This is a genomic window from Prosthecobacter sp. Pr1 (assembly GCF_057652315.1).
Map to the genome: position 1 here is coordinate 16,158 of NZ_JBYFBS010000028.1, position 23,968 is coordinate 40,125.

At 60.3% G+C, this 23,968-nt stretch carries 19 protein-coding genes; 7 read left to right on the plus strand and 12 right to left on the minus strand.

Annotated elements, in window-relative coordinates; all coding sequences use genetic code 11:
- The first annotated feature begins 43 nt into the window (after positions 1-43).
- Together AC24GY_RS27425 and AC24GY_RS27430 are read left to right on the plus strand one after the other, a co-directional pair.
- Positions 44-907, plus strand: coding sequence for a type II secretion system protein (locus tag AC24GY_RS27425; RefSeq protein ID WP_487689551.1), 864 nt, complete (start codon positions 44-46; stop codon positions 905-907).
- 187 nt (positions 908-1,094) lie between these two features.
- Positions 1,095-1,730, plus strand: a complete 636-nt coding sequence (locus AC24GY_RS27430) for an N-acetylmuramoyl-L-alanine amidase family protein (RefSeq protein WP_487689554.1) — start codon at positions 1,095-1,097, stop codon at positions 1,728-1,730.
- Between the two features lie 296 nt (positions 1,731-2,026).
- Here AC24GY_RS27430 and AC24GY_RS27435 read toward each other — a convergent pair whose 3' ends face one another.
- The 5 genes from AC24GY_RS27435 to AC24GY_RS27455 form a co-directional block, all read right to left on the minus strand.
- On the minus strand, positions 2,027-4,054 hold the full coding sequence (locus tag AC24GY_RS27435; RefSeq protein ID WP_487689557.1) for a cytochrome c biogenesis protein: 2,028 nt from the start codon (positions 4,052-4,054) through the stop codon (positions 2,027-2,029).
- Between the two features lie 28 nt (positions 4,055-4,082).
- Positions 4,083-5,393, minus strand: a complete 1,311-nt coding sequence (locus tag AC24GY_RS27440; RefSeq protein ID WP_487689559.1) for a cytochrome c biogenesis ResB family protein — start codon at positions 5,391-5,393, stop codon at positions 4,083-4,085.
- A gap of 73 nt (positions 5,394-5,466) precedes the next feature.
- Positions 5,467-6,075: a hypothetical protein gene (locus AC24GY_RS27445; protein ID WP_487689562.1), complete on the minus strand. Its 609-nt coding sequence runs from the start codon at positions 6,073-6,075 to the stop codon at positions 5,467-5,469.
- Positions 6,076-6,572: 497 nt separating this feature from the next.
- Entirely contained in the window at positions 6,573-8,657 is a 2,085-nt protein-coding gene (locus AC24GY_RS27450; RefSeq protein WP_487689565.1) for a leucine-rich repeat domain-containing protein, read from the minus strand.
- A gap of 55 nt (positions 8,658-8,712) precedes the next feature.
- Positions 8,713-9,876 carry a c-type cytochrome domain-containing protein gene (locus AC24GY_RS27455; RefSeq protein ID WP_487689567.1) on the minus strand — a complete coding sequence of 388 codons (1,164 nt, stop codon included), beginning with the start codon at positions 9,874-9,876 and terminating at the stop codon, positions 8,713-8,715.
- Between the two features lie 156 nt (positions 9,877-10,032).
- Between AC24GY_RS27455 and AC24GY_RS27460 the strand changes: the two genes are divergently transcribed.
- On the plus strand, positions 10,033-11,439 hold the full coding sequence (locus AC24GY_RS27460; RefSeq protein WP_487689570.1) for a cryptochrome/photolyase family protein: 1,407 nt from the start codon (positions 10,033-10,035) through the stop codon (positions 11,437-11,439).
- Positions 11,440-11,570: 131 nt separating this feature from the next.
- Positions 11,571-12,641 carry a virulence RhuM family protein gene (locus AC24GY_RS27465; RefSeq protein ID WP_487689573.1) on the plus strand — a complete coding sequence of 357 codons (1,071 nt, stop codon included), beginning with the start codon at positions 11,571-11,573 and terminating at the stop codon, positions 12,639-12,641.
- Positions 12,642-12,767: 126 nt separating this feature from the next.
- On the opposite strand, the gene AC24GY_RS27470 is transcribed toward AC24GY_RS27465, so the two are convergent.
- From AC24GY_RS27470 to purQ, 4 genes are all read right to left on the minus strand, one after another.
- Complete coding sequence (locus tag AC24GY_RS27470) at positions 12,768-13,166, minus strand: DUF6979 family protein (protein WP_487689577.1); 399 nt, start codon at positions 13,164-13,166, stop codon at positions 12,768-12,770.
- Positions 13,167-13,176: 10 nt separating this feature from the next.
- Positions 13,177-14,502, minus strand: coding sequence for an ABC transporter permease (locus tag AC24GY_RS27475; RefSeq protein ID WP_487689580.1), 1,326 nt, complete (start codon positions 14,500-14,502; stop codon positions 13,177-13,179).
- A gap of 65 nt (positions 14,503-14,567) precedes the next feature.
- Positions 14,568-17,864: a spermidine synthase gene (locus AC24GY_RS27480; protein WP_487689583.1), complete on the minus strand. Its 3,297-nt coding sequence runs from the start codon at positions 17,862-17,864 to the stop codon at positions 14,568-14,570.
- Positions 17,865-17,989: 125 nt separating this feature from the next.
- Complete coding sequence (gene purQ, locus AC24GY_RS27485) at positions 17,990-18,700, minus strand: phosphoribosylformylglycinamidine synthase I (RefSeq protein ID WP_397385460.1); 711 nt, start codon at positions 18,698-18,700, stop codon at positions 17,990-17,992.
- A gap of 175 nt (positions 18,701-18,875) precedes the next feature.
- Between purQ and AC24GY_RS27490 the strand changes: the two genes are divergently transcribed.
- Positions 18,876-19,319 (plus strand): zinc-ribbon domain-containing protein, encoded by a 444-nt coding sequence (locus tag AC24GY_RS27490; RefSeq protein ID WP_487689587.1) that lies wholly within the window; start codon positions 18,876-18,878, stop codon positions 19,317-19,319.
- Positions 19,320-19,505: 186 nt separating this feature from the next.
- Here AC24GY_RS27490 and AC24GY_RS27495 read toward each other — a convergent pair whose 3' ends face one another.
- Both AC24GY_RS27495 and AC24GY_RS27500 read right to left on the minus strand, forming a co-directional pair.
- On the minus strand, positions 19,506-19,958 hold the full coding sequence (locus tag AC24GY_RS27495) for a DUF1330 domain-containing protein (protein WP_487689637.1): 453 nt from the start codon (positions 19,956-19,958) through the stop codon (positions 19,506-19,508).
- Positions 19,958-20,584: a DUF2239 family protein gene (locus AC24GY_RS27500; protein WP_487689590.1), complete on the minus strand. Its 627-nt coding sequence runs from the start codon at positions 20,582-20,584 to the stop codon at positions 19,958-19,960. The genes AC24GY_RS27495 and AC24GY_RS27500 overlap by 1 nt, the downstream gene beginning before the upstream one ends.
- A 199-nt stretch (positions 20,585-20,783) precedes the next feature.
- Here AC24GY_RS27500 and AC24GY_RS27505 point away from each other — a divergent pair, with 199 nt between their 5' ends.
- Positions 20,784-21,296, plus strand: a complete 513-nt coding sequence (locus tag AC24GY_RS27505; RefSeq protein ID WP_422320261.1) for a hypothetical protein — start codon at positions 20,784-20,786, stop codon at positions 21,294-21,296.
- A 13-nt stretch (positions 21,297-21,309) separates the two neighbouring features.
- Positions 21,310-22,410: a DNA-processing protein DprA gene (gene dprA / locus AC24GY_RS27510; protein WP_422320262.1), complete on the plus strand. Its 1,101-nt coding sequence runs from the start codon at positions 21,310-21,312 to the stop codon at positions 22,408-22,410.
- 515 nt (positions 22,411-22,925) lie between these two features.
- Here the strand turns inward: dprA and AC24GY_RS27515 are convergent.
- Entirely contained in the window at positions 22,926-23,966 is a 1,041-nt protein-coding gene (locus AC24GY_RS27515) for a class I SAM-dependent methyltransferase (protein WP_487689594.1), read from the minus strand.
- Between the last annotated feature and the right edge of the window lie 2 nt (positions 23,967-23,968).

A 23,968-nucleotide genomic window follows, 5' to 3' on the forward strand; every position in this document is an offset into this window, starting at 1 on the left:
GTGTCCTAATAACATCATACCCAACCCAAAACATACCCACATAATGAAAACGAAACGAAACCAAGCCTTCACTCTGATCGAGCTGTTGGTGGTGATCACGATCATCGCGATTCTCGCGAGTTTGGCCGTGCCCGCCTTCACGATGGTCCAGACCCAAGGCAATCAGATGAAAGGCGTCAACAACTGCAAGCAGGTCATCCTTGCTCTGAAGCAGTTTTCCAAAGACAACAACAGCCAGTATCCTGACTCCGTGGCCAACCCGCTGACAGGCAGCATGGCCCAAAGCGCCAATGACGCCTACCGTTACATGATCCAGGAACAGATCGTGACGGATGAGCGCATCTTCGGCTGCCCTGCCGGCTACAACCCGGACAACAACATCGGCCAGGCCCCCAACTACGGCAATGCGCTGATGCCAGGTGAAAACCACTGGGCCATGACCGGCAACCAGACGGACACCACCGTGGGCAACATGCCCATCGTCTTTGAAAACCCAGTCTCCATCAGCTGGCCGCCCCTTTGGAATGCCGACGTGGCAGGTCAGGTCGTTCCAGGCCGCACCTGGCCTGGTGGCAAGATCATCATCGGTCGCAACGACGGCAGCGTGGCCGTTGAAGCTCTGGCAGGCAAGAGAGGTTCCGTCGGCCCTAAAATCATGGCTGGCGGCCTCAACCTCTTCACCCAGGCCTCACAGGGCATCCCGCAGCGCATTCTGCAGGTGGTCTATGGCAACAACAGCATGAACACCAATTCCGGCATTGGCGGACAGGGACAGCTGCCCGGCGGCCTTCCTCCTGGCGGCCTTGGCGCTCCCGCTCCCCTCCCTGGTGGAATGCCCGGCGGTGCTCCTCCGGCTCCGCTTGGTGCTCCTGGCGCCCCTGGTGGCCTGCCACCTTCCGGACTGTAATCAGTCATCAGCCTCAATAAGATCTACACCGCCGGATGTGCTCCATCCGGCGGTTTTTTTCTGCCTTGTTCCGAAGGTTTGCAGGCAAACCACTTGACCCTTTCCCTGCATCTTCGATTACTATACCCAAGATGAGCTTGCAGGCTTGTTCATGCGAAACCTGCCTCGCTCTCACCTCCCGAATCACATGCCGACTTTCCCCACCCCTCGCCATGCTTTGAACCGCCTGCTCACAGGCCCTTGCTGGGTTGCGCTGACGGTTTTGATGCTGCTGAGCAAGGCTCACGCTTTTGACACCGTCATCCTTGATCCCGGCCATGGTGCTCATGACCGCGGTGCGGCCATCGGCTATGTTTATGAAAAGCACCTGGCGCTGGACACCGCGCGCCGCGTGGAGCAGCTCCTCAAAAAAGAAGGCCTGAAGGTCATCATGTCCCGCAGCCGTGACGTCTTCATCCCCCTGCAGGACCGCTCCGCTCTCGGCAACAGCCGGGGCAAATCCATCTTCGTCAGCATCCATTACAACTACAACCGCGGTGGCAGCGGCGCCGGTGCGGAGACCTACTACCACTTCTCCTCCAGCTACATGCTCGCGGCCTACATCCAGGCCTACCTTGTGCAGCGCAGCAGCATGCTTAATCGCGGCGTGAAGAACGCCAACTTCCACGTTATCCGTGCCACCAATAAGAACCCGGCCGTGCTCGTCGAATGCGGCTTCGTCAGCAACTCCACCGAACGCGCCCGCATGCTGACCGGTGAGTTTCGCGCCAGGATCGCCGAAGGCATCGCCCAGGGCATCATCGCGTTCAGGAAGTCCAAGTAAGGGACGCTCCTTCGAAAGTGACGGTTGGCGTTGTTGGCAGTCGTTTGCAATAGTTGCCAAGCCTGCGCTGAACCATCACCCACTTCCCACGGCGTAAGCCTGCAACGGCGACTCTGCTTTTGCTAAGCTTAGTAAGCTCTTCGTCGTGAGCCCGCCGTCCAGATTGCGAAAGCGGCGGCGCGCCCAGGCTTGCCGCACGCACTCCAAGACGCTGTCGCACCCGCTTGAACGCTGGTGTTTTACGACTCTCAGAACGAAAAGCCGCCACGCTAGGTGGCGACCTCACAGTGCCACTCTCAGTGCGCCGGGGACTTTGCCAGCTTCACGTCTTCAACGTTCTCCACCTTGGTCGTCTTGACCCGGCGCTCGCTGAGCGACAGATACACGCCGTAGCCCATCAGCAGCAGCTGGCTGAGCCAGTAGCCGTAGATCTTTGGCCAGATGCCGTCCGTGAAGCCGTAGGCATGCAGGCCGACGCCGAGTTGGTTCACGCCGAACCACGAGAAGATCACGATGCAGCCGAGGATGAGATTGCAGCAGTGCAGGCCGATCTCGCGGATGTAACCGCCGAGGCGCGCATGCAGAATGACGAGGCACATCAGCACGATCATGAGCGCGCCGTTCTCCTTCGGATCCCAGCCCCAGAAGCGGCCCCAGCTGTAGTTCGCCCAGATGCCGCCGAGGACGGTGCCCACCAGCGAGAGGAACAAGCCGGTGGCGATGAAACCGTAGGCGACGCGGGTCAGCAGGCGCGAGTCCCCTTCCCCGGTTTTAAACACGCCAAAGAGGCGCTGGATGAAATAGATCATCGAAATCAAGGCGGCGACCATGCAGGCGGCGTAGCCGAGATTGATCATCGGCACATGGGTTGAGAGCCAGAAGTTCGTGATCAGCACGGCCTGAAGCTGCTGCAGGGTGTCGGTGGCTTCGGAGGCCTCAAACTGGATGGAGAGGAACATGCAGGCCGTGCCGCCGATGGCCGTCACGAGCAGTCCCAGCCCGCGTTTCGTGATCCACTCCGCAATCAAGCCGAGCAAGGCGCAGGAGGCACCGATGAAGAGAATCGTTTCATACAAGGTGGTGATCGGCGGGCGCTGCATGATGATGCAGCGGATCACCACACCCGTCACCGCCAGGGCTGTGGCAGCACCCAGCAGCAGCCATGCACAGAGCCGGGCCCCTTTTTCAAAGCGTGACCCCGGTGAAACCCAGGTGAATGCCACGGCGATGAATCCCACGAGGAAAATCCACTGCGAATAGAAGAAGTAGTCTGCCCGCATGGCGTGACGTTCCAAGGCAATGGACTGCCCTTCCCCGCGTACTTTGGCGGCATCTTGAATTTTGGTCAGCAGCGCCTTGGAGGCGGCCTTGAACTTCGCCGCATCTGGCAGGGCCAGGTAAACCTCTTCATACTGCGCCAGCCAGGCAAGCTGATCCGTCGGCACGTCTTTGTCGCTGTTGATCGCGCCGAAGATCATCTCGCCGGGACCGTTCCAGACATTGTTGGCTCCAGGGGCTGGCGGGAAGATGCGGAGCTGCTGCTCAGCATTGCCGCTCATCATGGCACCCAGAGCACCCTGTGCAAAAGCCCTGAACCATGGGAGCTGCATCGGCGGTCCGTTGTTGGTCCGAATGGCTGCAATCAGGGTGTTGATACTCTTCGAGAGGCGAACTGGCAGGGTCACTCCGGCAGGCAGTCCTTCCGGCTTTTCACCCAGGGGCTCACGGATGAAGTCGAAATGCCCCATGATCATTTCATAGTCGAGGAAGTTGGCAGCGAGCTGCACAATCATGCGCTGTTCGGGCGTCTGCTTCCGGGAGGGAATCACGCGATACTCGCCCATCTTTTTCATCATGACCTGCCGTGCGGGCTCGATCTCAGCGTAGGTGTACTGGTCGCGCTTGGCCTTGGCCGTGAGGCCGAGCTCGGTGATGGCGGAAGAGTTGTCCACCTTGAACAGCGGCACCGTCCTGCCGATGTCCGGGCGGAACCAGCTCATCAGCATCCATTCCACGGAGCTGAGCTTCACCGGCTTGTCGCCTTCTTTGGTGATCGGTTTCTGCGTCGCGGGATCCACGAGCGGCTTGCCATCCATCTCACCGCTGTCCGTCAGCCAGATGCTGCGGCGGGCCCGAAAGCGCAGCAGGCGATAGCTGGCGACGTTTTCGAGGGGCTTGATGCGGCCAGATTCCTGCACCGGGATGGATGCGAAGGTTTCCACGACCTCCTTGTCGCGGAACAGATCGAGCGGCGGAAGTTCAGCAGCGGCGGCAAAGCCGCTGAGCGAGAACAGCGCGAGGAGGGCGGAACGAAGAGTTTTCATGCAGAGAAATACGTGGGCCGGAGGGCGGTTAGAGCAGCTTCCACATCGCGAGGGCGAAGGCGGCATTGAAGGCGGCGATGAGACTGAGGGAGAAAGCCCAGGGGTTCACCTTGATGAAACGAGCCAGCATCATGAGGAAGTGCAGCAGCAGGCCTTCTGCCACGATGATGCAGGAGATGAGCGGCCAGTGATCCGCAGGATTTTCGACGATCATGAAGCCGGAGCTTTTCACGCCGGTGCCTTCCTGCTCGCCCGAGCTGAAGGTGCTCTGGAACACGGCATAGCCTTCGCTGCGCACGGGCTCGTTCATGGTGATGTAACGCTTCTCCTCATGGTCGCCGCTGATTTTGGTGACCTTGCTGCTGAAGCGCCGCGCACGCTCGGTGCCGGGGTGTTTTTCCTCCTCGGTCTGGTCCAGACGCACGGCGAAGGGCAGCTTGTAGGTGCGGTGCACCAGTGAGATGAGGTACTTGTCCGCACCGACGGTGACGGTCCAGGGCGCGGCGGCAAACTCCCACAGGATGCCCGTCTGTTTTTCGTCGCCCTTTTTGATCTTCGCGATGGCAACGCAGGCGCTGCCAAGCTGCTCGTCCGCCATCGCGGCACCGGTTTCATCCAACTGAGGCAGCTCCTGAATGAAGTAGCCGTCCACGGCATCCGCACGGCTGCCCTCGGCATCGCGCTTGGGCTGGGCGTTCTTCCTCCAGCTGGTGATCATGAGATCAAACGGCAGGCTCTCGCTGGTGAAGGTGCGCCCCTTGCCATCGGTCAGATCACGATACTTCGATTCGTCGATCACCAGCACGCTGCGTTTGGCCTTGGGATCCGTCTGCACTTTTTCGATCTCGATCACCCGGTCATGGAAGCTGAGGAACTCGTCCGCCGTCTGGCCTTCACGCAGGTTCATGTTGCCCTCCTTGGCGAAGTGATGCGTCACCGCACCAGCGGCGATCATGAACAGGATGGCGAAGTGGGAAATGATGACGCCGATGGTCTTGGGCGACTTGCGAATGCGCATGATGCCGCCGCAGAGCAGATTCACGAAGAGGATCGCCATGAGTGTGTAACCGCCGGGCACGATGTAGAGCGGCAGGGACACATTGCCGATGTCCCAGTAGGCATTGAAGGCGAGTGCGCGCCAGCAGGCACCGATGTCGATGCGGTCAATGAACGCGGACTCAAAGTAGCGCGCCTGACTGGCGACGAGGCCGTGCTCCGCCTGCTCCAGCGTGCCGAGAAAGGTGAGCACCAGCAGCATGACCAGCACCGAGGTGGCAAGGCCGAAGCTGGAAAGAAACGCGAAGACTTTCGCGGGAAGAGATTTGGATGAGTCGGACACGACGGAGGTGCGGGGGCTGGGGAATGACGAAATCAAAAACAAGGAACGACGAGCGCAGGCGCTTCAGCCGTCACTATTCTTGCTTGGGCAGGTTCGGTTTGATCGACAGGCAGAAGGCATCAAAGGCGGCGGTGTTTTGCTCCACGAGCGCCTTGGGTCCGGTGAGCTTGACGAAGATGGTGGCCTGATCGGCGGAATGAATGAGGCCGAGCATGCGGTAGCCGGTTTTGGCCGCCTCAGCACCGAAGCCTTTGAAGTCGCCATCGAAGGCCACAAACGTTGCGTCACGGTTGAAGAAGGGTTTCTTCGGCAGCTTGGCGATCTCATCCGCCGTGTAGGGCGTCTGCCCCATCTGCGTGCGCCAGCGGTTCACATTGGCCTCCAGACCACCTGCGGGTCCGGGCATGAGGGAGATGTAGCATTCACCTTCCTGATTCGGGCCAAATCTCAGGTCAAGCAGACGCATGCCCATGGGGTCTGGCGTGGCGGATTCCTTCCAGCCTTCAGGCAGGGTCCAGGTGAGCAGTTCGCGGAAATTGGGCCGCTGCTGGGGCTGCTCTTTCGCATCATCATAGAAGCGTGTGGAGCTGGGGATGTCCGAATGCGGCTTCGGGGCATGGCTGGAAATGTCACGCGTTTCGGTGATGGCTTCACGCTCCTGCAAACGATCGCAGGAAGTCATGAAAAGACTGCACGCGAGCAGCGCGCAGGATGGGTGGAGGGATGTCATCGTCAGGGAACGCATGAGGGGGCGGAATGATTAGCAGCATCCTTCGTGATTGCCACGAAGATGCGCAGGAACGCGGAGATAAACAGCCAGGGATGAATGATGCTTGATGGAAGGTGTTGCTCGCAGATTTGTGAGCCTTAGTTCATACGAACCGTGAGTGAGTCTGGGAACCTGCTGCCGCGCGCCAAGTGTCGTGGAGTGCGGTCGCGCAGATGCACGGCGCAAGCCTGCATCGACGACACCGCTTTCGCGGAGTGAATCACGATCTTCGTCTTGAGCGTACCGTCCGGCATGCGAAAGCGGCGTCGCGCCGAGGCTTGCCGCACGCACTCCAAGACGCTTCGCGCACGCGCAGGCCCGGGCGTTATCGAGACGCTGCAGGAACAGCGCAGAGCCGAGGGCGCACGCGGAGTGCTGCGGAATCAATTCCGCGCTCCATGAAACGCAGCTCACGCGCCCTTGTGGTCGGTGTGGCAGGCTTTGCAGTTCACTGCGGCCTTGTAGGCGGCGGCTCCGGCAACGTCTTTTGCCTGCACCTTTTTCACCGCACCGATGAGTGCCTGACATTTGGTGACCCATGCGGCCTTGTCACCTTTCGGCGGTGTGGCGGCGCACATGTCTTGATAGGCTTTGAGCAGTGTGGCCAGCTCCGCATCGGTGGCGGTCGTGCCCACCTTTTTGCAGAGGGCGGCATCGCCTTTGTGGAACTGCTTCATGACTGTCTTGATGACGTCACTGCCTGCCGCAGGTGTGGCAGGAGCAGCGGCGGGTTTCGCAGGAGTGGCTGGAGGCGTGGCAGGTGCGGCAGCGGGCTTTGCGGGTGCAGCGGCGGGTTTCGCCGGGGCGGCGGCGGGTTTCGCGGGTGGTGCGGGCGGCGCTGGAGGAGGAGCGGTGAGTTTGGCGATCTCTGCCGCCGAGAGGCCGACGTTCACCTTGAGGCCCGGCACCTGGCCTTCGAGCGCCTTGGCTCCGGCCTGCGTCACTCCCGTTTCCCACACAAACAACTTCTTCAACCCCTTGGCGGAAGCCAGCTTGGCGATGCCGCCATCCGTGGTCTTGGTGCCGTAGATGTTCAGGTATTCGAGGTTGGGCAGCGCACCGAGTTTGGCGATCCCCGCATCGGTGATCTTGGTGTTCTCAAGGTGCAGGCGCTCGAGGTTGGTCATCTTCGCCAGTGTTTCCATGGCGGCATCGGTGACCTGGCTTCGGGAGAGATCGACCCAGAGAATCTGCGTGGCGATGGGGGCCAGCAGCGCGAGTTCCTTGTCGCCAAATTTGTCAGCGGCATTGATCACGCCAAGACGAAGCTGCTCGGTGTCCTGCGCCAGCGGCATGAGCGAGGCGTTGAGGGCCTGCATCTTGGCAGAAATCTCCGCCACCTGCTTCTTCTCCGCATCGGTGAGCGGCTTGGCCTTGGGCTTGGTCACCTTGGCCACGGTCTCGGTTTTTGGCAGGCCTTTGGCAAGCAGCACGGCCAGCGCGCCTTCGACATCCGCCGGAGCTTTCAAAGAAGCCACGGTGGCGGTTTCGGAGGCACCGGTTTCAATCCACCACTTGAGCACGGCGATCTCTTCCTTCGTGAGCTGCGGCTCATCGCTCGGCGGCATGTGGTCGTCGTCATCCTTCGGCAGATTGGCGCGGACCAGCAGGAGGCTGTCCTTGGTGTTCTTGGCGATCACGGTCGTCGCGCCATCGCTGCCGCCTTTCAAAATGGCGGCGTAGTCGTGAAGCTGAAGCTTGCCCTTCTTCTTTTCCACACCGTGGCAGGCGGTGCACTTCGCGCTCATGATGGAAGCGACGACGTCCTTATAAAGCACGGCCTTCGCGGCGATGGCGGGGTCCAGCTTGCCACCCGCAGCAGGTGCGGCGGCAGGCGCAGCGGCGGGTTTGGCGGCGGCAGGTGCCGGTGTGGCAGCGGGCTTGGCAGGTGCAGCGGCCGGTGCGGCAGCCGCGACCACGGCGGTGGGCTTGGCATCATCCTCGGCGGTCCAGCCAGTGTTGATGTGGGCCTTGGGCAGCTTCGCTTTCAAAGCGGCCACGCCGGCCTTGGTCACACCGCTCTGCCAGAGGTAGATGGCCTTGAGCTTGCCGAGTCCGGCGAGTTTGGCGAGGCCTGCATCCGTGACCTTGGTGTTGTAGAGGTTGATGTATTCGAGCTCCGCGAGGCCCTTGAGCTGATCGATCCCGGCATCGCTGATGGCTGTGCCTTCGAGGTGCAGCTCCTTGAGGTTCTTCATGCCGGCCAGGGCCTTGAGACCGCCGTCCGTCACCTTGCTGCGCGCGATGTCGAGCGATGCGATTTTGTCGGCGATTGGCACCAGCGGTTCGAGCCCGGCATCCCCGAACTCCTTGGCCACATTGAGCGCGGTGAAACGGAAGGTCTTCGCGTCAGCGGCGACGGGCATCAATGAAGCACCGGTGGCGTTCACTTTCTGCATCGCAGCGGCGACAGCGGGATCTGCGGCGGCTTTGTCATCGGCGGCATGCGCGGTGAAGGCCAGAGCCAGGGCGAAGAGGAGGGAGGTTGGTTTCATGAATGAGACAGATTTTCGGCAGAAATGGTACAGGCAACAAAAGGCGTGAATTGGACTAGCCTTTCAGAATTCCATCAACAGTGGCCTGAAGCTCGGCAGGGAATTTCGCCTCTTTGACCGTCTGGGTGCCGCTGGCCCCCTGCTCCACCCACCATTTCAGGAGCACGATCTCCTCCGGAGTGAGCTGGTCCTTGCCTTCAGGCGGCATGTGTTCGTCATCGCTGTCAGGCAGCAGGATGCGCACGATGCTGAGGCTGTCCTTCAGATTGCCAGCCACGAAATTCTTGCCGTTCTCGCCGCCTTTGATGGCCATCTCGTAGGTGTCCATGCGCAGGTCGCCCTTCGACTTCTCCTCGCTGTGGCACTTGTTGCACTTCGCGGTGAGGACCGGGAGAATGACGTGCTGGAAGACGAGCTTTTCATCGCCGCCAGGAGGGGGCGTTGGAGGCGTGGGGGCAGGCGACGGAGGCGTGGTGCCTTTGTCCATCACCACGGGTTTGTCCTCGGGCTTCACTTCTGCAGGGGGCGCGGGAGTGACGGGTGGCGTGGAATCGACCGGAGGCGTGGCTTTTCCCGCCTTGGTTTTTTCCACAAAACCCAGCAGGAACTTCTCGGTGGCCACCATGGGGACTTTGAACCAATCGGGCGCATTCTCGATGAGGAATTTGTTCCCGTGGCTGATATTGCCACCGAAGTGCGCGCCGAGGCCCATGATGCCAAAGCTGACGAAGTAAACCGCACGGTAGGCGTTCAGCAGTTCCATGCTGCCACGGGCCATTCCTATGAGGCGCACCACCAGAGAGATCAAAACACCTGCTGTGCCAAGCAGCCCCATCGTCTGATGCAGGCTGAAATTACCGCCCACATACCCGCCTTCGCGTGACAGCATGATGCCGGCAAACACCGCCAAAATCGCACCCGCCGAGCCGAGCACCAGCATCAGCAGGGAGGCTTCGCCAAATTTCTGCTCGCCACGCCGGGTGGAGCAGATCAGTTCGAAGAGGCACAGCAGCGCCAGTATCCCCACCGGCAGATGCAGAAAGATGGGGTGGAAGCGGCCGATGAAAAGCACGGTGCTGGAGGCGTCCCCCTTGGGCGCATCATACAGCGGCGGGAAGATCAGCAGACCGACCACATACACCACGATGAGGAGTATCGTGGCAATCCAGGCGGCGGTTAAAGATTTCGGTTCGTCGGTCTCAGGCGAATTCGAAGACATGGGATCAAGTTCAGGGTTGGGGGAATGATATGGCGCTTTTAGTAACGGCAGCTCAGTGAAATATTCATCATGAACCTGATGGCGGATGCTGCAAACATTCACATCACCCTTTGTCCGATCCTGACCGTATCTTGTGCCGCTCTCCCCTTTTTTTACATGCCCCGCACTGTACTCCACTGGTTTCGCCGCGATCTCCGCCTCACTGACAACACCGCCCTGCACCACGCCGCCCAGGCCGCTGACCAGGTCATTCCAGTTTACATTCTCAGCGATTGGAAAGAGAAACACGGCTGGACCGGCCCGAATCGCCAGCAGTTCCTCTGCGGCTGTCTTGAGTCCCTGTCCAAAAATCTGACCACCCTCGGCAGCCGGCTCATCCTGCGCAGCGGCAGCGCCGATGCCGAGCTGGAGCGCCTCATCCGCGAGACCCACGCCGAAGCCGTGTATTTCAATCGCGACTACGACATCTTCGGTCGCGCCATGGAGGCGAAAGTCCAGGCGCTCTGCGCACGCCTCGGCATCGAGTGCCACTCCTACCAGGACAGCGTTCTCCATGAACCCGAAGCCGTCCTCACCGGCGGTGGGCAGCCCTACCGCGTTTACACGCCCTATTCCAAGAACTGGCTCAATCTGCCCAAGACCGCACCGCAGGGCCGCATCACCTCACTCGGCCCTCCGGCGGACGCCGCCCTCAGCAGCCTGCCGCCCCCCACGCTCGCGCATTGGGACCTGCCCCCCTGCACCGCCCAGCCCCCCGCCCCGGGTGAACGCGCCGCACGTGATCGCCTGAAGCTCTTCATCGAGTCCGGCATCCTCAACGGCTACGGCGCGCAGCGCAACATCCCCGCCGGACAGACCACGTCCCTGCTCAGCCAGGATCTGCGCTTTGGCCTCCTCAGCATCCGCGAGATCTACCAGCGCTGCCTGGCCAGCACCACCGCCGCGCAGCCCTCCGTCCAGACCTACGTCAAAGAACTCGCGTGGCGTGAATTCTACGTCGCCATCCTCTGGCATTACCCACACGTCTTTGAGCAGGAATTCGCCCCCGACTGGCAGGGTCTCCCCTGGCCCGGCAGCAAGGCTGATTTCCAGCGATGGGCCACCGGCACCACCGGCTTCCCCATCGTGGATGCCGGCATGCACCAGCTCCTGCACACCGGCCTCATGCACAACCGCCTCCGCATGATCACCGCCATGTTCCTCACCAAGGATCTGCACTGCGACTGGCGCCTCGGCGAAGCCTTCTTCATGCAGCAGCTCGTGGATGGCGACAACGCCAGCAACAACGGCGGCTGGCAATGGTCCGCCGGCACCGGCGCTGATGCCGCCCCCTACTTCCGCATCCAGAATCCCTGGCTGCAAAGCGTCCGCTTTGATCCCGACGGCACCTACATCAAACAGTGGGTTCCCGAGCTCAAAAACGTCCCCGCCGAACTCCTCCACAAGCCCCCCGCCCCCGGCCTCCCCCTGGCCAAAGGCTACCCCCTTCCCATGGTCGATCACCACGAAGAACGCGACCACTGCCTCGCCATCTTCGCGAAGCACAAGGCGGAGCGGGTGTGAGGGAACCGTCATTTCCTGCACAGTAAATTCTTGCCACGGATTTCCCCCACGCTTTCATCGGCAGAATCCCCACATGGCACGAAAAGCAACCCTTCGGAGTCTCCAGAGAGTTCACGACCCGAGATGAAACCATGAGCAAAAACAAACCCACTCCCGGCGGTCGTTCCAAAAAGAACGCCGCCGTCTCGCTGGTGCGCTCCTCGGCGGCGGAATACCTCACCTTTGTAGCTGCCAGCGGCAACTCGGAAGCCAGCATCGAAATGCGTTATGAAGATGAAAACATCTGGTTGACGCAGAAGATGATGGCAGGGCTTTACGATGTCTCTGTCCCTGCCATCAACCAGCACCTGAAGCGCATTTTCAGTGACAACGAACTGGAAGAATCTTCAGTTGTTAAGCAATACTTAACAACTGCCGCCGACGGCAAGGGCTACCAGACAAAGCACTACAGCCTGCATGCAATCATCGCCGTTGGCTTTAAGATTGAAAACGAGCGCGCCGTTCAGTTCCGCAAGTGGGCCAACCAGATCGTCAAGGACTACACGATCCAAGGCTGGACCATGGATGCTGAACGTCTCAAGCATGGCGGCAACCTGACGGATGAGTTCTTCGAGCGCCAGCTCGAAAAGATTCGGGAAATCCGCCTGAGCGAGCGCAAGTTCTACCAGAAGATCACCGACATCTATGCCACCGCGCTGGATTACGACCCTTCCGCAACGGCAACGAAGCGCTTCTTTGCAGCAGTTCAAAACAAAATGCACTACGCCGTGCACGGTCAGACGGCGGCTGAATTGATTGTGGACCGCGCGAACCACACGCAAGAACACATGGGGCTGACCAACTGGGAAGGCGCCCCTAAAGGGAAAATCCATCGATACGATGTTTCCATTGCGAAGAACTACCTCTCGGAGTTCGAACTGGGGCAGATGCAGCGCATTGTCTCGGCCTATCTCGACATGGCCGAAATGCATGCCCTGCGAAAAATGCCAATGACCATGGAGGACTGGGAAAAGCGCTTGAGTGGATTCTTGCAACTTTGGGATCGGGAAATCCTGCAGGATGCAGGAAAAGTGACAGCGGAACTGGCAAAGACCCACGCTGAAAGTGAGTTTGATAAATACCGCATCGTGCAAGACCGGCTGTTCGAGTCGGACTTTGACCAGTTGATCAAGAACCTGCCCGAGAACTACAGCGAACCATGAGCCTCAACGAATCCATGTCGAAGACGCCTCCCTCGAATGGTTCCTTCTTCGCCAAAGTTGCGAGAGCCCGCACCTGCAATAAGAGGCGGAGGCGGTAAGCATTGCATCTCAGCCGCGACCACTTGTTCAATCAGGCTGTGTAATCAATTTCGCATTCCAAAGCGCTACAACTACATCCATCTGCTGGTTGTGGCGTTTGTTTTCATCATCGCCACCGCGCATGACTTCACCCCATAGTGCCGCGACATCATTTGCTAAATGTGGATTAGAACGAAGCAATCTCACGGCTTGAACCGCGTGGTTCTTGTTGAGCTTGGACTTCGTGTAATTGCCCGAAGTCACATCAATCACCCAGCCTTCTTCGCAGAGTCCTAGAAAAGCCCCCTTGGGACATCCTTTTTTTCGCCCCTCTAATGTTGGCACACATATCTCGGCAGCCATTTTCCACGCTGCCGAGGGATTACCCGCCGCTTTGTTGTAATACAGCTTCACAGCTTGTAGCGCTGTTTTTGCATAGGTTGTCATAATCCCCCCTCTAATTATGCCTCAGCGCCTCCACCGGATTCATCATGGCGGCGCGTCTGGCGGGATAAATCCCAAAGGCGATGCCGGTGAGGACGGAGATGGAGAAGGCGAGGATGGGTGACCACATCTTGATGACGGTGGTGACGCCGGCGAATTTGGTCACGGCGAGCGGGATGCTGAGGCCGAGGGCCACGCCGAGGACGCCGCCGACACCCGCGAGCAGGACGGTCTCGATGAGGAACTGCACGACGATGTCGTTCTGCCGTGCGCCGAGGGCGCGGCGGATGCCGATCTCGCGGGTGCGCTCAGTGACGCTGGCGAGCATGATGTTCATGATGCCGATGCCGCCGACGAGGAGTGAAATCGCGGCGATGCTGCCGAGCACGATGCTGAAGATCTGCTTGGTGCGCTCCGCCTGCTTGAGCAGCTCCACGGGGACGATGATGCGCCAGTCTTCCTTTTTGTGATTGCTGGTCATGAGATGGCGGATGGCCTCGGCGCGGCTTTCCACCATGTTCACGTCATCGACGCGCATCACGGCCTCATGAAACTGCACCTTCTCGGCCTCAAAGCTGCCGGTGCGGAAGCGGTAGAAGACCTCGCCGTATTGATCCATCAGGGTGGTGAAAGGAATCATGATCTGCGCCTGAGCCTGGGCCGAATGATCACCACCGGAAGCATCCGTGCCAACGGCGGCGCCTTCATCCTGAATGATGCCGATGACCTTGTAGTAAAACCCTTTCACACGCACGGATTTGCCCACGGGAGTGGAGAGCTGGAAGAGGCGCGCGGCGACGGATTCATTGATGACACAGACAGCCAGGTTGTCCTTCATTTCCATGTCATTGAAAAAGCGCCCCTGCAGGATGCGGCGGTTGCGCATCTCGGGATAGACGGGCAGTACGCCCATAACGTGGCCGTCCACGCTGCGGTCCAGATTCCAGATGTTTTCCGAAATGTAGCGGCTGGGGACGACGATGCGGATGCCGGGCACGGTCTGGCGGATCTGCTCGATGTCGCGCAGGGTGATGCCGTATTCGCTGATCATGCTGCGCGACTCCCCGCTGGAGCCCTGCCCATCGGGTGGTTTGACGCTGTGCAGGATGATGTTCTGGCTGCCCAGCTTGCGGATCTGCTCCTGCGCCTCGTGGCTTGCGCCTTCGCCAATGGCAAGCATGGCCACCACGGAGGCCACGCCAAACACCACGCCGAGCGCCGTCAGGAAAGAGCGCAGCTTGTGCAGCCAGATGGTCTTGATGCCCAGCGAGAGGGTGCGCCACAGGTGCTGGGGCGAGGCGAGAAGACGGAGTACAGGATGCGAGGCGAGAAATGACATTCAGGGGGACAGATTCATACGGTCGCAACCGCATGAAATTGCCACGATCTCACGCTCGCAGAAAATCACTCGCCAGCCTGGGCCCCGATCACCATCGGCTGCACCGGCGCGAGAGCAGGCACGGGCCGCTTCACCTGGACGACAAACGGAGGGGCTTCACCGCCGATGATGCCGCCTTGATCCAGGAAGCGGTTCATGTCTGTCATGGCCGTTTCCAAGCGTGGGTCATTCGCCTGCATGAAGGCGCTGACGCGCAGGGCCAGCGCGCGGCCATGCCAGGGATAGGGCAGGCCCAAGCTGTCAATCGCGGCGAGCTGCTGCGGCACTTTCAGGTGCATGGCCATCTCACAGCGCATTCCCAGCATGACGGTACGTGCGACATGCACGGGATAGTCTCGGCGCAGCTTGTCAAAGATGACAAGGAAGCGCGGATCCTGCACCACGGCTTTGGAGCGGGCGAGTTCGCCGAGGAGGGTCACCGCCTCACCCACCAGGGGAATGCGGCACCATGGCGAGGTCATGAGGCTGTCGAGCCCCTGTTCAATGTGGACAAGCACCTCGGCCGGCTGCTTCCGCACGTGACTGGCGATGGCCTTCAAAAAGTGGGCGTCCGCTGCGGAGAGCGTTTTAATGGCATCAATGGCTGCAAACGCATCTGGCGCCCCGGTGTGCGCCTTGGCAAAGGCCTGAAGGATGCGGTCTGCCAGCACGGGTGCGGCGGGCATGGGGGCGGCCAGGTAGCCGGCGTAATTCTGCTTCCAGAACATCTTCAAAGAATCCACACGTCCACGAACCTCCGCAGGTGTATCAGCGGAAAGCACCTCGGCGGAGGCGGACTCCCACAAACGGCCCGGCGTGTGCACACGCTCTGCAAGGTAGCGCGGCATGTCGATGGCCGCATCGACCTTGGGCAGATAGCAGCCTGCACGCGTGGCGGCTCGAACGAGATCATACGAGCAGTTCGTTTGCTTGGCCACACTGCGGGCAAAGCTGAACTCCAGGCCGTTCATGTCATCGGTGTTCACCGCTTTGGAGGAAGCCGCCAGTGCTGTGCAGTAGTCGCTGTTGGCCAGGCATCCGGTCAGGAAACCTTCAGCGTTGTCCGTTTTCCAAAAGCGCCGCAGCGCCTCGGCCATCGGCTCCAGTTTGACTCGCTTGCGCAGGGATTCGAGCTGCCAGGGCGCCTCGTCATTTGTGCAGATCAGCAGCATGTCCACGCTCTGCGTGGCCCAGACCTCGACTTTCGGGAAGACCTTCCGCAGCGTGCTGATGACGGTGGTGATGGTGCCGGGCTCGGCTTCGTAACCCTGCAGCCACTGGCAGAAGATGCCGTTGCGCGTCAGGCGCTGGCTGGCGTTCTCGTAGAACTCGCGTGTGTAGAGATTGGCCACGCCTGCCCGGCAGGGATTGGAGGGCTCGGAAACGATGAGATCGTAATTCTCTCCTTTGGTCAGGAGAAACTCCCGTGCATCTCCAGTGATGTTGTTGATGCGCGGGTTCTGCATCGCGTTGCGGCTCACGGGATCGAAAAACTTTGCGACCTTGCGGATTTCCTCTTCGAGTTCGAGGACATCCACGCGCAGCATGCCGGGAACATCCGCCAGCCAGCCTGCGGTGGTGCCCGTGCCGAGCCCCACGACGCAGGCGTTCTGCGGATTCGGATGCAAAATAGCCCCCGTGATGCCGAGCATGACCTGCGTGGCGGCATCGCCCACGGCGGAGCCATCACTCTTGCCATTGGTCAAAAACGAATACTGCATGCCGCCGACGACAGCGACGCTCGTCTCCCGGCCATCGTAAGCCTGCACCAGCGAACGACGCGCATTGCGCTGCCAGGTTTCCAGACCGAGCGCCGAGCGGTACTCCTCCCGTGAGACACGGCCGTAGCCGATGGGCGTGTGCATCCACACCGCCGTGGGCCCTATGGTGCCAAAGGCGAAAAATCCGCAGACAAAGAGCGCCGCGAGCGCCATGCGGCCATTCCAAGTGAAGCGGTCGGCAAAGCTGCCAGCAGCCCCTTCCCGGCGGCGCAGCTGCAGCCACAGCGATGCGGCGGACATGGCAGCCACCAGCAGCGCGGCGAGCAGCCAGCAACCTTTCAGCCCGAGCAGCGGCACCAGCAGGAAACCGCCGAGCAACGATCCGGTGATGGAGCCGAAGGTGTTCCAGAGATAGGCACGCCCAAGCTGCTGCCCCACCCCCGCATTGCCACGGCCAAGCAAGGACACGAGCAGCGGAAACTGGATGCCGCTGAGCAGCGAAGGCAGGAACGCCAGCGTGCCCATGACGACCGCCCAGCCCATGGCCATTTCACCGAGGCCAACTCCGCGCAGGCTGTCATTCAAAATCAGCGCCAGATGCGCGATGCGATCCCCCAGCGCGAAGGGCAGCAAAATGGCCAGCGCCTGCAGGGCTGAGACGATGGTGAAGCCTGCGATGCTTGGCTCCGCTTTTTTCAAAATCAGCGCATACAGCAGCCCGCCGATGCCCATGCCAGCGAGCACCACGCACAGCACAAGACCAAACCCATAGACCGAGCCACCGAGCAGCGGCGTGGAGATGCGGTACCACACCAGCTCGGCCACGAAAAAGGTGAAGCCGCTCATGAAGGCGGCAGCCAGCACAAAGGCAGCCGGTGCTTTTGCACCCACTTTTTCCTCAGGCAGTGTTTCGTCCACCGGTGCAGGTTGCCGTGGCTCTTTTTCCTGTACCATCGAGATGGCACCCGCAGCGAGGGCGATGCCGAGATTCGCAAGAACAGCGATGGTCAGCGCCCCTTTGTTTCCCAGCGTGGGCAGCAGCCAGAAAGTGCTCAGGAGCGCCCCGCTCACCGCCCCGGCGATGTTGATGCCGTAGAAAAAAGCGGTGGTCGAACGTCGCGGATCGTCATCGCGCTGGGCAAACTTCATCGCCGCTGGCAAGGTGCCCCCCATCAGGAAGCACGGCACGCCCAGCACCAGTGCGGTCATGAGCAGTTGCAGGCAGGTCGCCGGAGCGAGGCCCATTCCTGCGGTGCCTCCCGTCTTCAAATACAGCGAACGTGCCAGACCAAGCAGCGTGGGAGAAGCCACCGCCGCGATGGCGATGCCCACCTCAAGCCTGGCATAAAACCGAAACGGCCGCCCCACGCGCTCCACCCAGGAGCCGAACAGTTTGCCGCCAAATCCCAGTCCCCCCATGAATACCGCCATGACAGCAGCAGCTGCCGGGGCTGCCCCGCCAAACACGAGCCGGAACTCACGCAGCCACACCGTCTGATACACCAGCGAACAAAAGCCGGAGAGCATGAGAATCAGGGCCAGAGCCAGCTGAGTCGTGCGAGCACTGGAATGTGAAGAGGTCGGCAAGGAGTCTGATTTCATGAATCTAAGTAATTAATATGTATTTTATATAAATACCATATTATTACAAACGAAAACATTCACATCAGAACACATTAACCATAAATACTGGACATAAATCCAGTCGATTCCCTAGCCCAAAGGGCTTAGTTCAGCGCCTCACGGGCCGACTGGAACAGGTAATGTCCCCAGCCGTACTGGGTGTCGCCGTTCCAATCTGGATCGTAATGCTGGCTCTTGAAAATGAAGCGTTCCGGGTGCGGCATCAGGCCAAACACACGGCCCGTGTCATCCTGTAGACCGGCAATGGCATTCGTGGAGCCGTTCACATTGGTCGCGTAAAGCAGCGCGGCATGGCCGGACTTCACATAGCCGGCGGCGGCATCGCCTTCGGTGACGAGACGGCCTTCCGCATGGGCCACGGGCAGTTCGAAATTCTCAGGCAGCTTGCTCAGATACGGGCTGGCCTTGCCCTTGGTCTTTTTCAGGCCCACCCAGCGGCAGATGAACTTGCCGCTGGTGTTGTGGATCAGGCTGCCTTTCGGCAGAAGGTCGAGCTGGGTCAAAATTTGGAAGCCATTGCAGATGCCCAGAGCATAGCCGCCCTTGTCCACGAAGGTTTTCAACTGGTCGCCGAGCTTCGATTTCGTGATGAGCTGGGCGATGCGGCCGGACATCACGTAGTCACCGTAGCTGAAGCCGCCGGAGAACACGATCATCTGCGCCTTGTCGAGAGAGCTTGCTTCCAGCAAGGCCACTGGCAGCACCTCCGCTGTAAAACCCGCCGCCTCCAAAGCACGAGCGGTTTCGGCATCGCAATTGGTTCCAGGAAATTTGAGAAGAAGGGCGTGGGGCATGGTTGATCTACCCCGCATCTAGGCGAAGCCGCCGCGGGATGCAACCAGACATCCATGAGCGCCAAATTTCGCTCCCTCCCAACAGGGTCCCAGCCTTTCAGGATCTGACCACTGAGTGCGAATACGGCTCCAATATGGAATCGAGGCCCATGGAATTCACCATACCATCCCCCTCGTGCACCTCGCCCAAACTTCGTCCCACGACTCGGGTTGGCTGATCATTCCGGTGATTGCCATCGTCATTTTCTGCCATTGGCTGGCCATGGGGGCGCACAAGTCCTCCATCCGGACAGAGGTCTACAAGCTGAAGGCGAAGCTCATCAGCATCCAATGGCTGCCCTTCCATGGCGGCGGGGATAGGAACGACACGTTTTACGAAGTGACCCTGGTGCTCCCCTCAGGCAAACGCGTGAGCGCCATCTGCAAATGCAACATCTGGCATGGGGTCTATTGGAAAAGCACCCCGTGGTCGGAAGAACTGCTTCGCGAACCTGTGCCTGAGACCAAATTTGATCCTGCACATTCCATGCGAGTCGTCGCGGATTGTTCCCGCTGCGGCTACGGCATTCGGCAAGGCTGGGTGGCCTGTCCGAATTGCGGCACTGAATTGGGAGCCTGAAACTCCGGTGTGAACCAGAACAGACCGCTGCAACAACGGCTATCTATTGTGGGCTGGAGCTTTACTTCATGTCAGGCAGTCGCCGTGCCGATGCTGTTTCACGCACCTAATTTAGCAGATTCAATGTATCGCAACCCATTAGACGCCAGTTAGTTAACTGACATGTATTTAAATAATGCCTGGCATTTAGTTGATGCTGCCGTCAAAGCTGCTGATCTGACTCAGGGGCAGCAGGCGGGAGTCCTCAACGGCAGCGGTCCGGTGGCCGAGGCCGGCCATGCAGTCTGGATTTTCCGCGAAAGACAGGAACGCCTCCGCACTGCTCTGGCGCACCAGCATGACCAGATCCCACCTCTCATGCTCAGGGCCGATGAGCAACGAGCCACCCGCACCGAGGAACATGAGATCTCCCCCACTTTGGCGCAGAAAAGGCAGGGTGTGGCTAATGTAGCGGTCAAAAGCCTCCGCACCACGGATGGGGCTGTCGGGGGCCAGCTCAGGAGCAGCGGAGTAGTCGGCTGTTTCACGAAAGCGCAGCAGGTTCAGCATGATGACCTCGCCTTGCATGCCTCTCCTGACGAACTCACGACCCGACTGCTGCGTCGGCGCGAGATAAGGTCCGGATGCCGGGGCGGCCATCATGGCTCTGATCCTCCCTGTTTAGCTTGGGCAAGCCGCAGCACATGGTCGCCTACGTCCCGGGGCCAGGGGGCGAGGAGGGTTTTCAGCTTCATCACATCATTGGCAAAGAGCGCGCGTGAAGCCTCCTCAAAGCCTGGAAGATCGCCGCCAAGGGTGACCATGAACTGGTAGGCGCGTTCGAGAGCTCTTCGCACCTGGTCTTTTTCGCTGCTCTGGCGCCGGGCTTCCTCGACCAGTTTTCTCAGAGCCACGGATGCACCGCCGGGTTGCGTATCCAGCCACTCCCAATGCCGAGGGAGCAGCGTGATCTCTCGCGGCACCACCCCCAGCTTGGGCCGCCCCCGCCCCCGGGGTGTTGCAGGCTCCAGTGCGGGTGCTTCAGCGGCTGGTTGCTCATAAGATGGGAAGAGCGCAGTCAGGCGGGCGCAGACCTCCTCGTCCGTCCCCCGGGTGTCCACTTCGACGGTGCGCCCCGTAGCATTGTCAAAGATCAGGATCGGCCCAGGTGAGCCACTTTCGAGCGCATTCTTGAGCGCCAGAGCGTTCGTGCGCAATGCCCCCTCTGCTATGCGTCGGTGGCCATCAAAGGTGGTGAATGAGTGATTGAGGAATGGTTCGGTCATATGGGTCACCATTAATATTACCCGGATAAAAATCAAAAGTTATTTTTATCCGGGTATAAATAACCCAACCCGATCTTTTCTTACCTTCCTGCTTTTTGCCAAGGATCCTCCACAAGCGATAAGGTTGAGGCAGGAATGGCCTGTTTGGGGTGCTTTGCCCGGTTGCACACGCCGGGGCATGAGTTAGTTTTCGCCAGTTATGTTTAAAGACCTCCTATCCCCCCAGAACACTTTCATCTACGGCGTCGTGCTCTGCGGTATTTTTCTTGTACAGTCCCTCTGGGGCCACTGGAAGACCAAGCGCGAACTCAAACGCTACAAAAACATGCTCAGCGACAAGCTGGACTTGGATTCCAAGCAGAGCCAGGACATCAACAAGGAGCGCGCCGCGCTGAAGCAGGAAAACGAAAACCTGCGCATGCAGATCGCCCGCCTCAACGAACGCCCTGACAACAAGATGCAGCGCGAGCTGGAAATCCTGGCCCGCGCCGAGAAGCAGATGGTCATCAGCGCCCCCGGCTTCGCCCCGGCATGGGAGATGGCCAAATCGGCAGCTCTGGGCCAGCTTGAAAACGAGGAGAAGGGCCAGTCCTTTCCTTCGAAGATCTTCCGCAAACTGATTGGTTCCGGCTCCGCGCAAACGAACGTCGCCCTGCCCGAATCCGCCGCTGCTGCCGCGAAAAACGGCGAAGCCACCGCCTCTGCCGCCTGAGCCTGAGCGTGCAATGACCCGCACCGAGGCCTGGCTTGTACTGAACCTGCTCCCACAGGTGGGTCCTGTGCGTGTGCGCAAACTGCTGCAGCACTTCGGCAGCCCTGAGCGCATTCTCAGCGCCAAGAGCAGCGACATCCTCCAGATCGAAGGTTTCGGTCTCAATCAAGCAGAGAACATCGCCGGATGGGAAACCCAGGTCGATCTCGAAGGCGAGCTCAAAAAGGTCAAGGAGCGCGATCTCACCCTGCTCACGCAAGAAGATGAACTCTATCCGCCGCTGCTGCGCGAAATCTACAATCCGCCGCTCGTCCTCACCGTCTGGGGTGAACTCACCAAGCGGGATCACAACGCCCTCGGCGTCGTGGGCAGCCGCCATGCCACGCACTACGGTCTGAGCACCACCAAGAAGCTCAGCTTCCAAATCGCCTATGCGGGTTATACCGTGGTGAGCGGACTCGCCCGTGGCATCGACACGGCAGCGCATGAAGCCGCACTCGCAGCCAAAGGCCGCACGGTCGCCGTCATCGGCTCCGGCATCGGCAAATTGTACCCGCCGGAAAACATGGCACTGGCCGAGCGCATCGCGCAAAACGGGGCGGTGATCAGCGAGTATCCGGTGGACCGCGTGGCCGACAAACAAACCTTTCCCTACCGCAACCGCATCGTCGCAGGCTGGACCTGCGGCTTGATCGTCGTGGAGGCCCCGCTGCGCAGCGGTTCCCTCATCACCGCACAGCAGGCCACCGAGCAGGGCCGCACCGTGTATGCCGTGCCCGGCCCCATCGACAAGCCGACCTCCGCCGGTTGCAACCGCCTCATTCAACAAGGGGCCAAGCTCATCATGGATGGTGCCGATGTGCTGGATGATTTGATGACCCTCTTCCCCACCGCGCCCAAAGCGCCGAAGGTCGAAGAGTCCCGCCCCGTCGTCACGCTGACGCTGGAAGAGGAGATCCTCTACAAAGCCATCAGCACTGACGAAGCCCACATCAACGACATCACCACCACCTCCGGCCTGACCACCGCCACGGTTTCAGCGACGCTGATGCGGCTGGAGATGAAGCGGATGATCCGGGCGCTGCCGGGAAGACGGTATGTGAGGCTGGTGTGAGGGTAAGCCTGCGCCCGTCATTTTGTCATCCCGGCTGCTCCATTTTCCACAAAGAGTCTGGCAAGGAATCACCGATGTCTGGCTCCGGCTTCACCCCAACCTGCTTATGTCAGCTCGGAGGTCCGCGAAACGCAGCCTGCATTCCAAGCATGCCCAAAACTCAGCGCGGCCTCCCTATGGGATGGCTGTGACATGGCTGCCAGGTTCACTGGGTTCAAAATGGGTTCAAAACGGATTTTGAACCCATTGGGTTCATGGGTTCATGGGTTCATACCCTATATATAGGGTATGAACCCATGAACCCAAAACCCACCCTCCAACGGGTGCCCCTGAACCTGACCCTGAACCTGACCCTGACCCTGAACCCAACGGTGAACCTGAATGAACCCAAAGCCCGCCGCAGCCATGGCCTCCAAACCCGGGATTCAAGCTGCCCACCTCCTGCCAGATGCTGGTATGATGGAAGGGAGCCCGGAAGTAACGGGGACCGAGTTACGCGGTCGCACTTTTAAAAATCAGCGTTTCTCCCAAAGAAGGGCCAGGAATAGCGGGAACTCCTTGCGGGCGCGGTTTTCGGCGGCGGCGCGGGGACCGGGCTGGCTTTCTTTGTGGGAGTACCATTCTTCGATGCCGGCGAGACGCAGGCCGGCGCTGAAGCCGGTGCCGGTGAGGGTTTGCAGGCTGCGGTGGAAGGAGGTGGTGGTCTCGCTGTCCGGCCTGCCGGGGTGCATGATGATGGGGATGCTCAGGGTGCTGCTGTAGGCATCAATGCGGCGGTACTGAATCTTGGCGGCTTCATCATTGCCCCAACTCGTCTGACGAGGGATGCGGAAGGCGGGATGATTGACGACCCAGAGCATGCGGCCACCGGGCTTGAGCACTTTGGCGGCGGCGGCACTGACGACATCGAGGTGCTCCATGTTTTGCACGCAAAGGATGGCGGAGGCGGCATCGAACTCGCCGAGGTCCTCGATCTGCGCGGCATCACGCGCGAGGTAGCGCACCGGCGGCTTCACGGGATAGGTGCGCGCTTTTTGGATGAGCGTGGGAGCGGCATCCACTCCGGTGACCTGGCAGCCTTCCTGGGCGAGTGCGCGTGAAAAGACGCCCTGACCGCAGCCGAGGTCAAGCACGCGCTCACCGCGCTTGGGTGCCAGCAGATGGAGCGCACCGGGAATGACGACGGCCTGATAGAGCTCTGAGCCGCGCTCGCCAATAATGCCGTCGTACCAGTCAGCAGACTTTTCCCATGAGGTGCCGTGCGCGTGGCCGCCCTGAGCACGATTGCTCTTCTCAAGTTTGCGCTGGGCACGATTGCCCTGCGGACGTTTGAATGGCTCACGATTGCCTTGCGGACGTTTGAATGGCTCACGATTGCCTTGCGGACGATTGCCGTATTCGCGGTTTCCTTGCGGACGGTTGCTTTGCTCACCATTCCCCTGCGAACGACTGCCTTGCTCGCGGCTTCCCTGCTGGCGGTCATCTTGTTCGCGACTGCCCGGCTCACGGAGCGGTGAGGGACGAGGACGAAAGGGACGGCGGGGCGGCTGCGGCATGT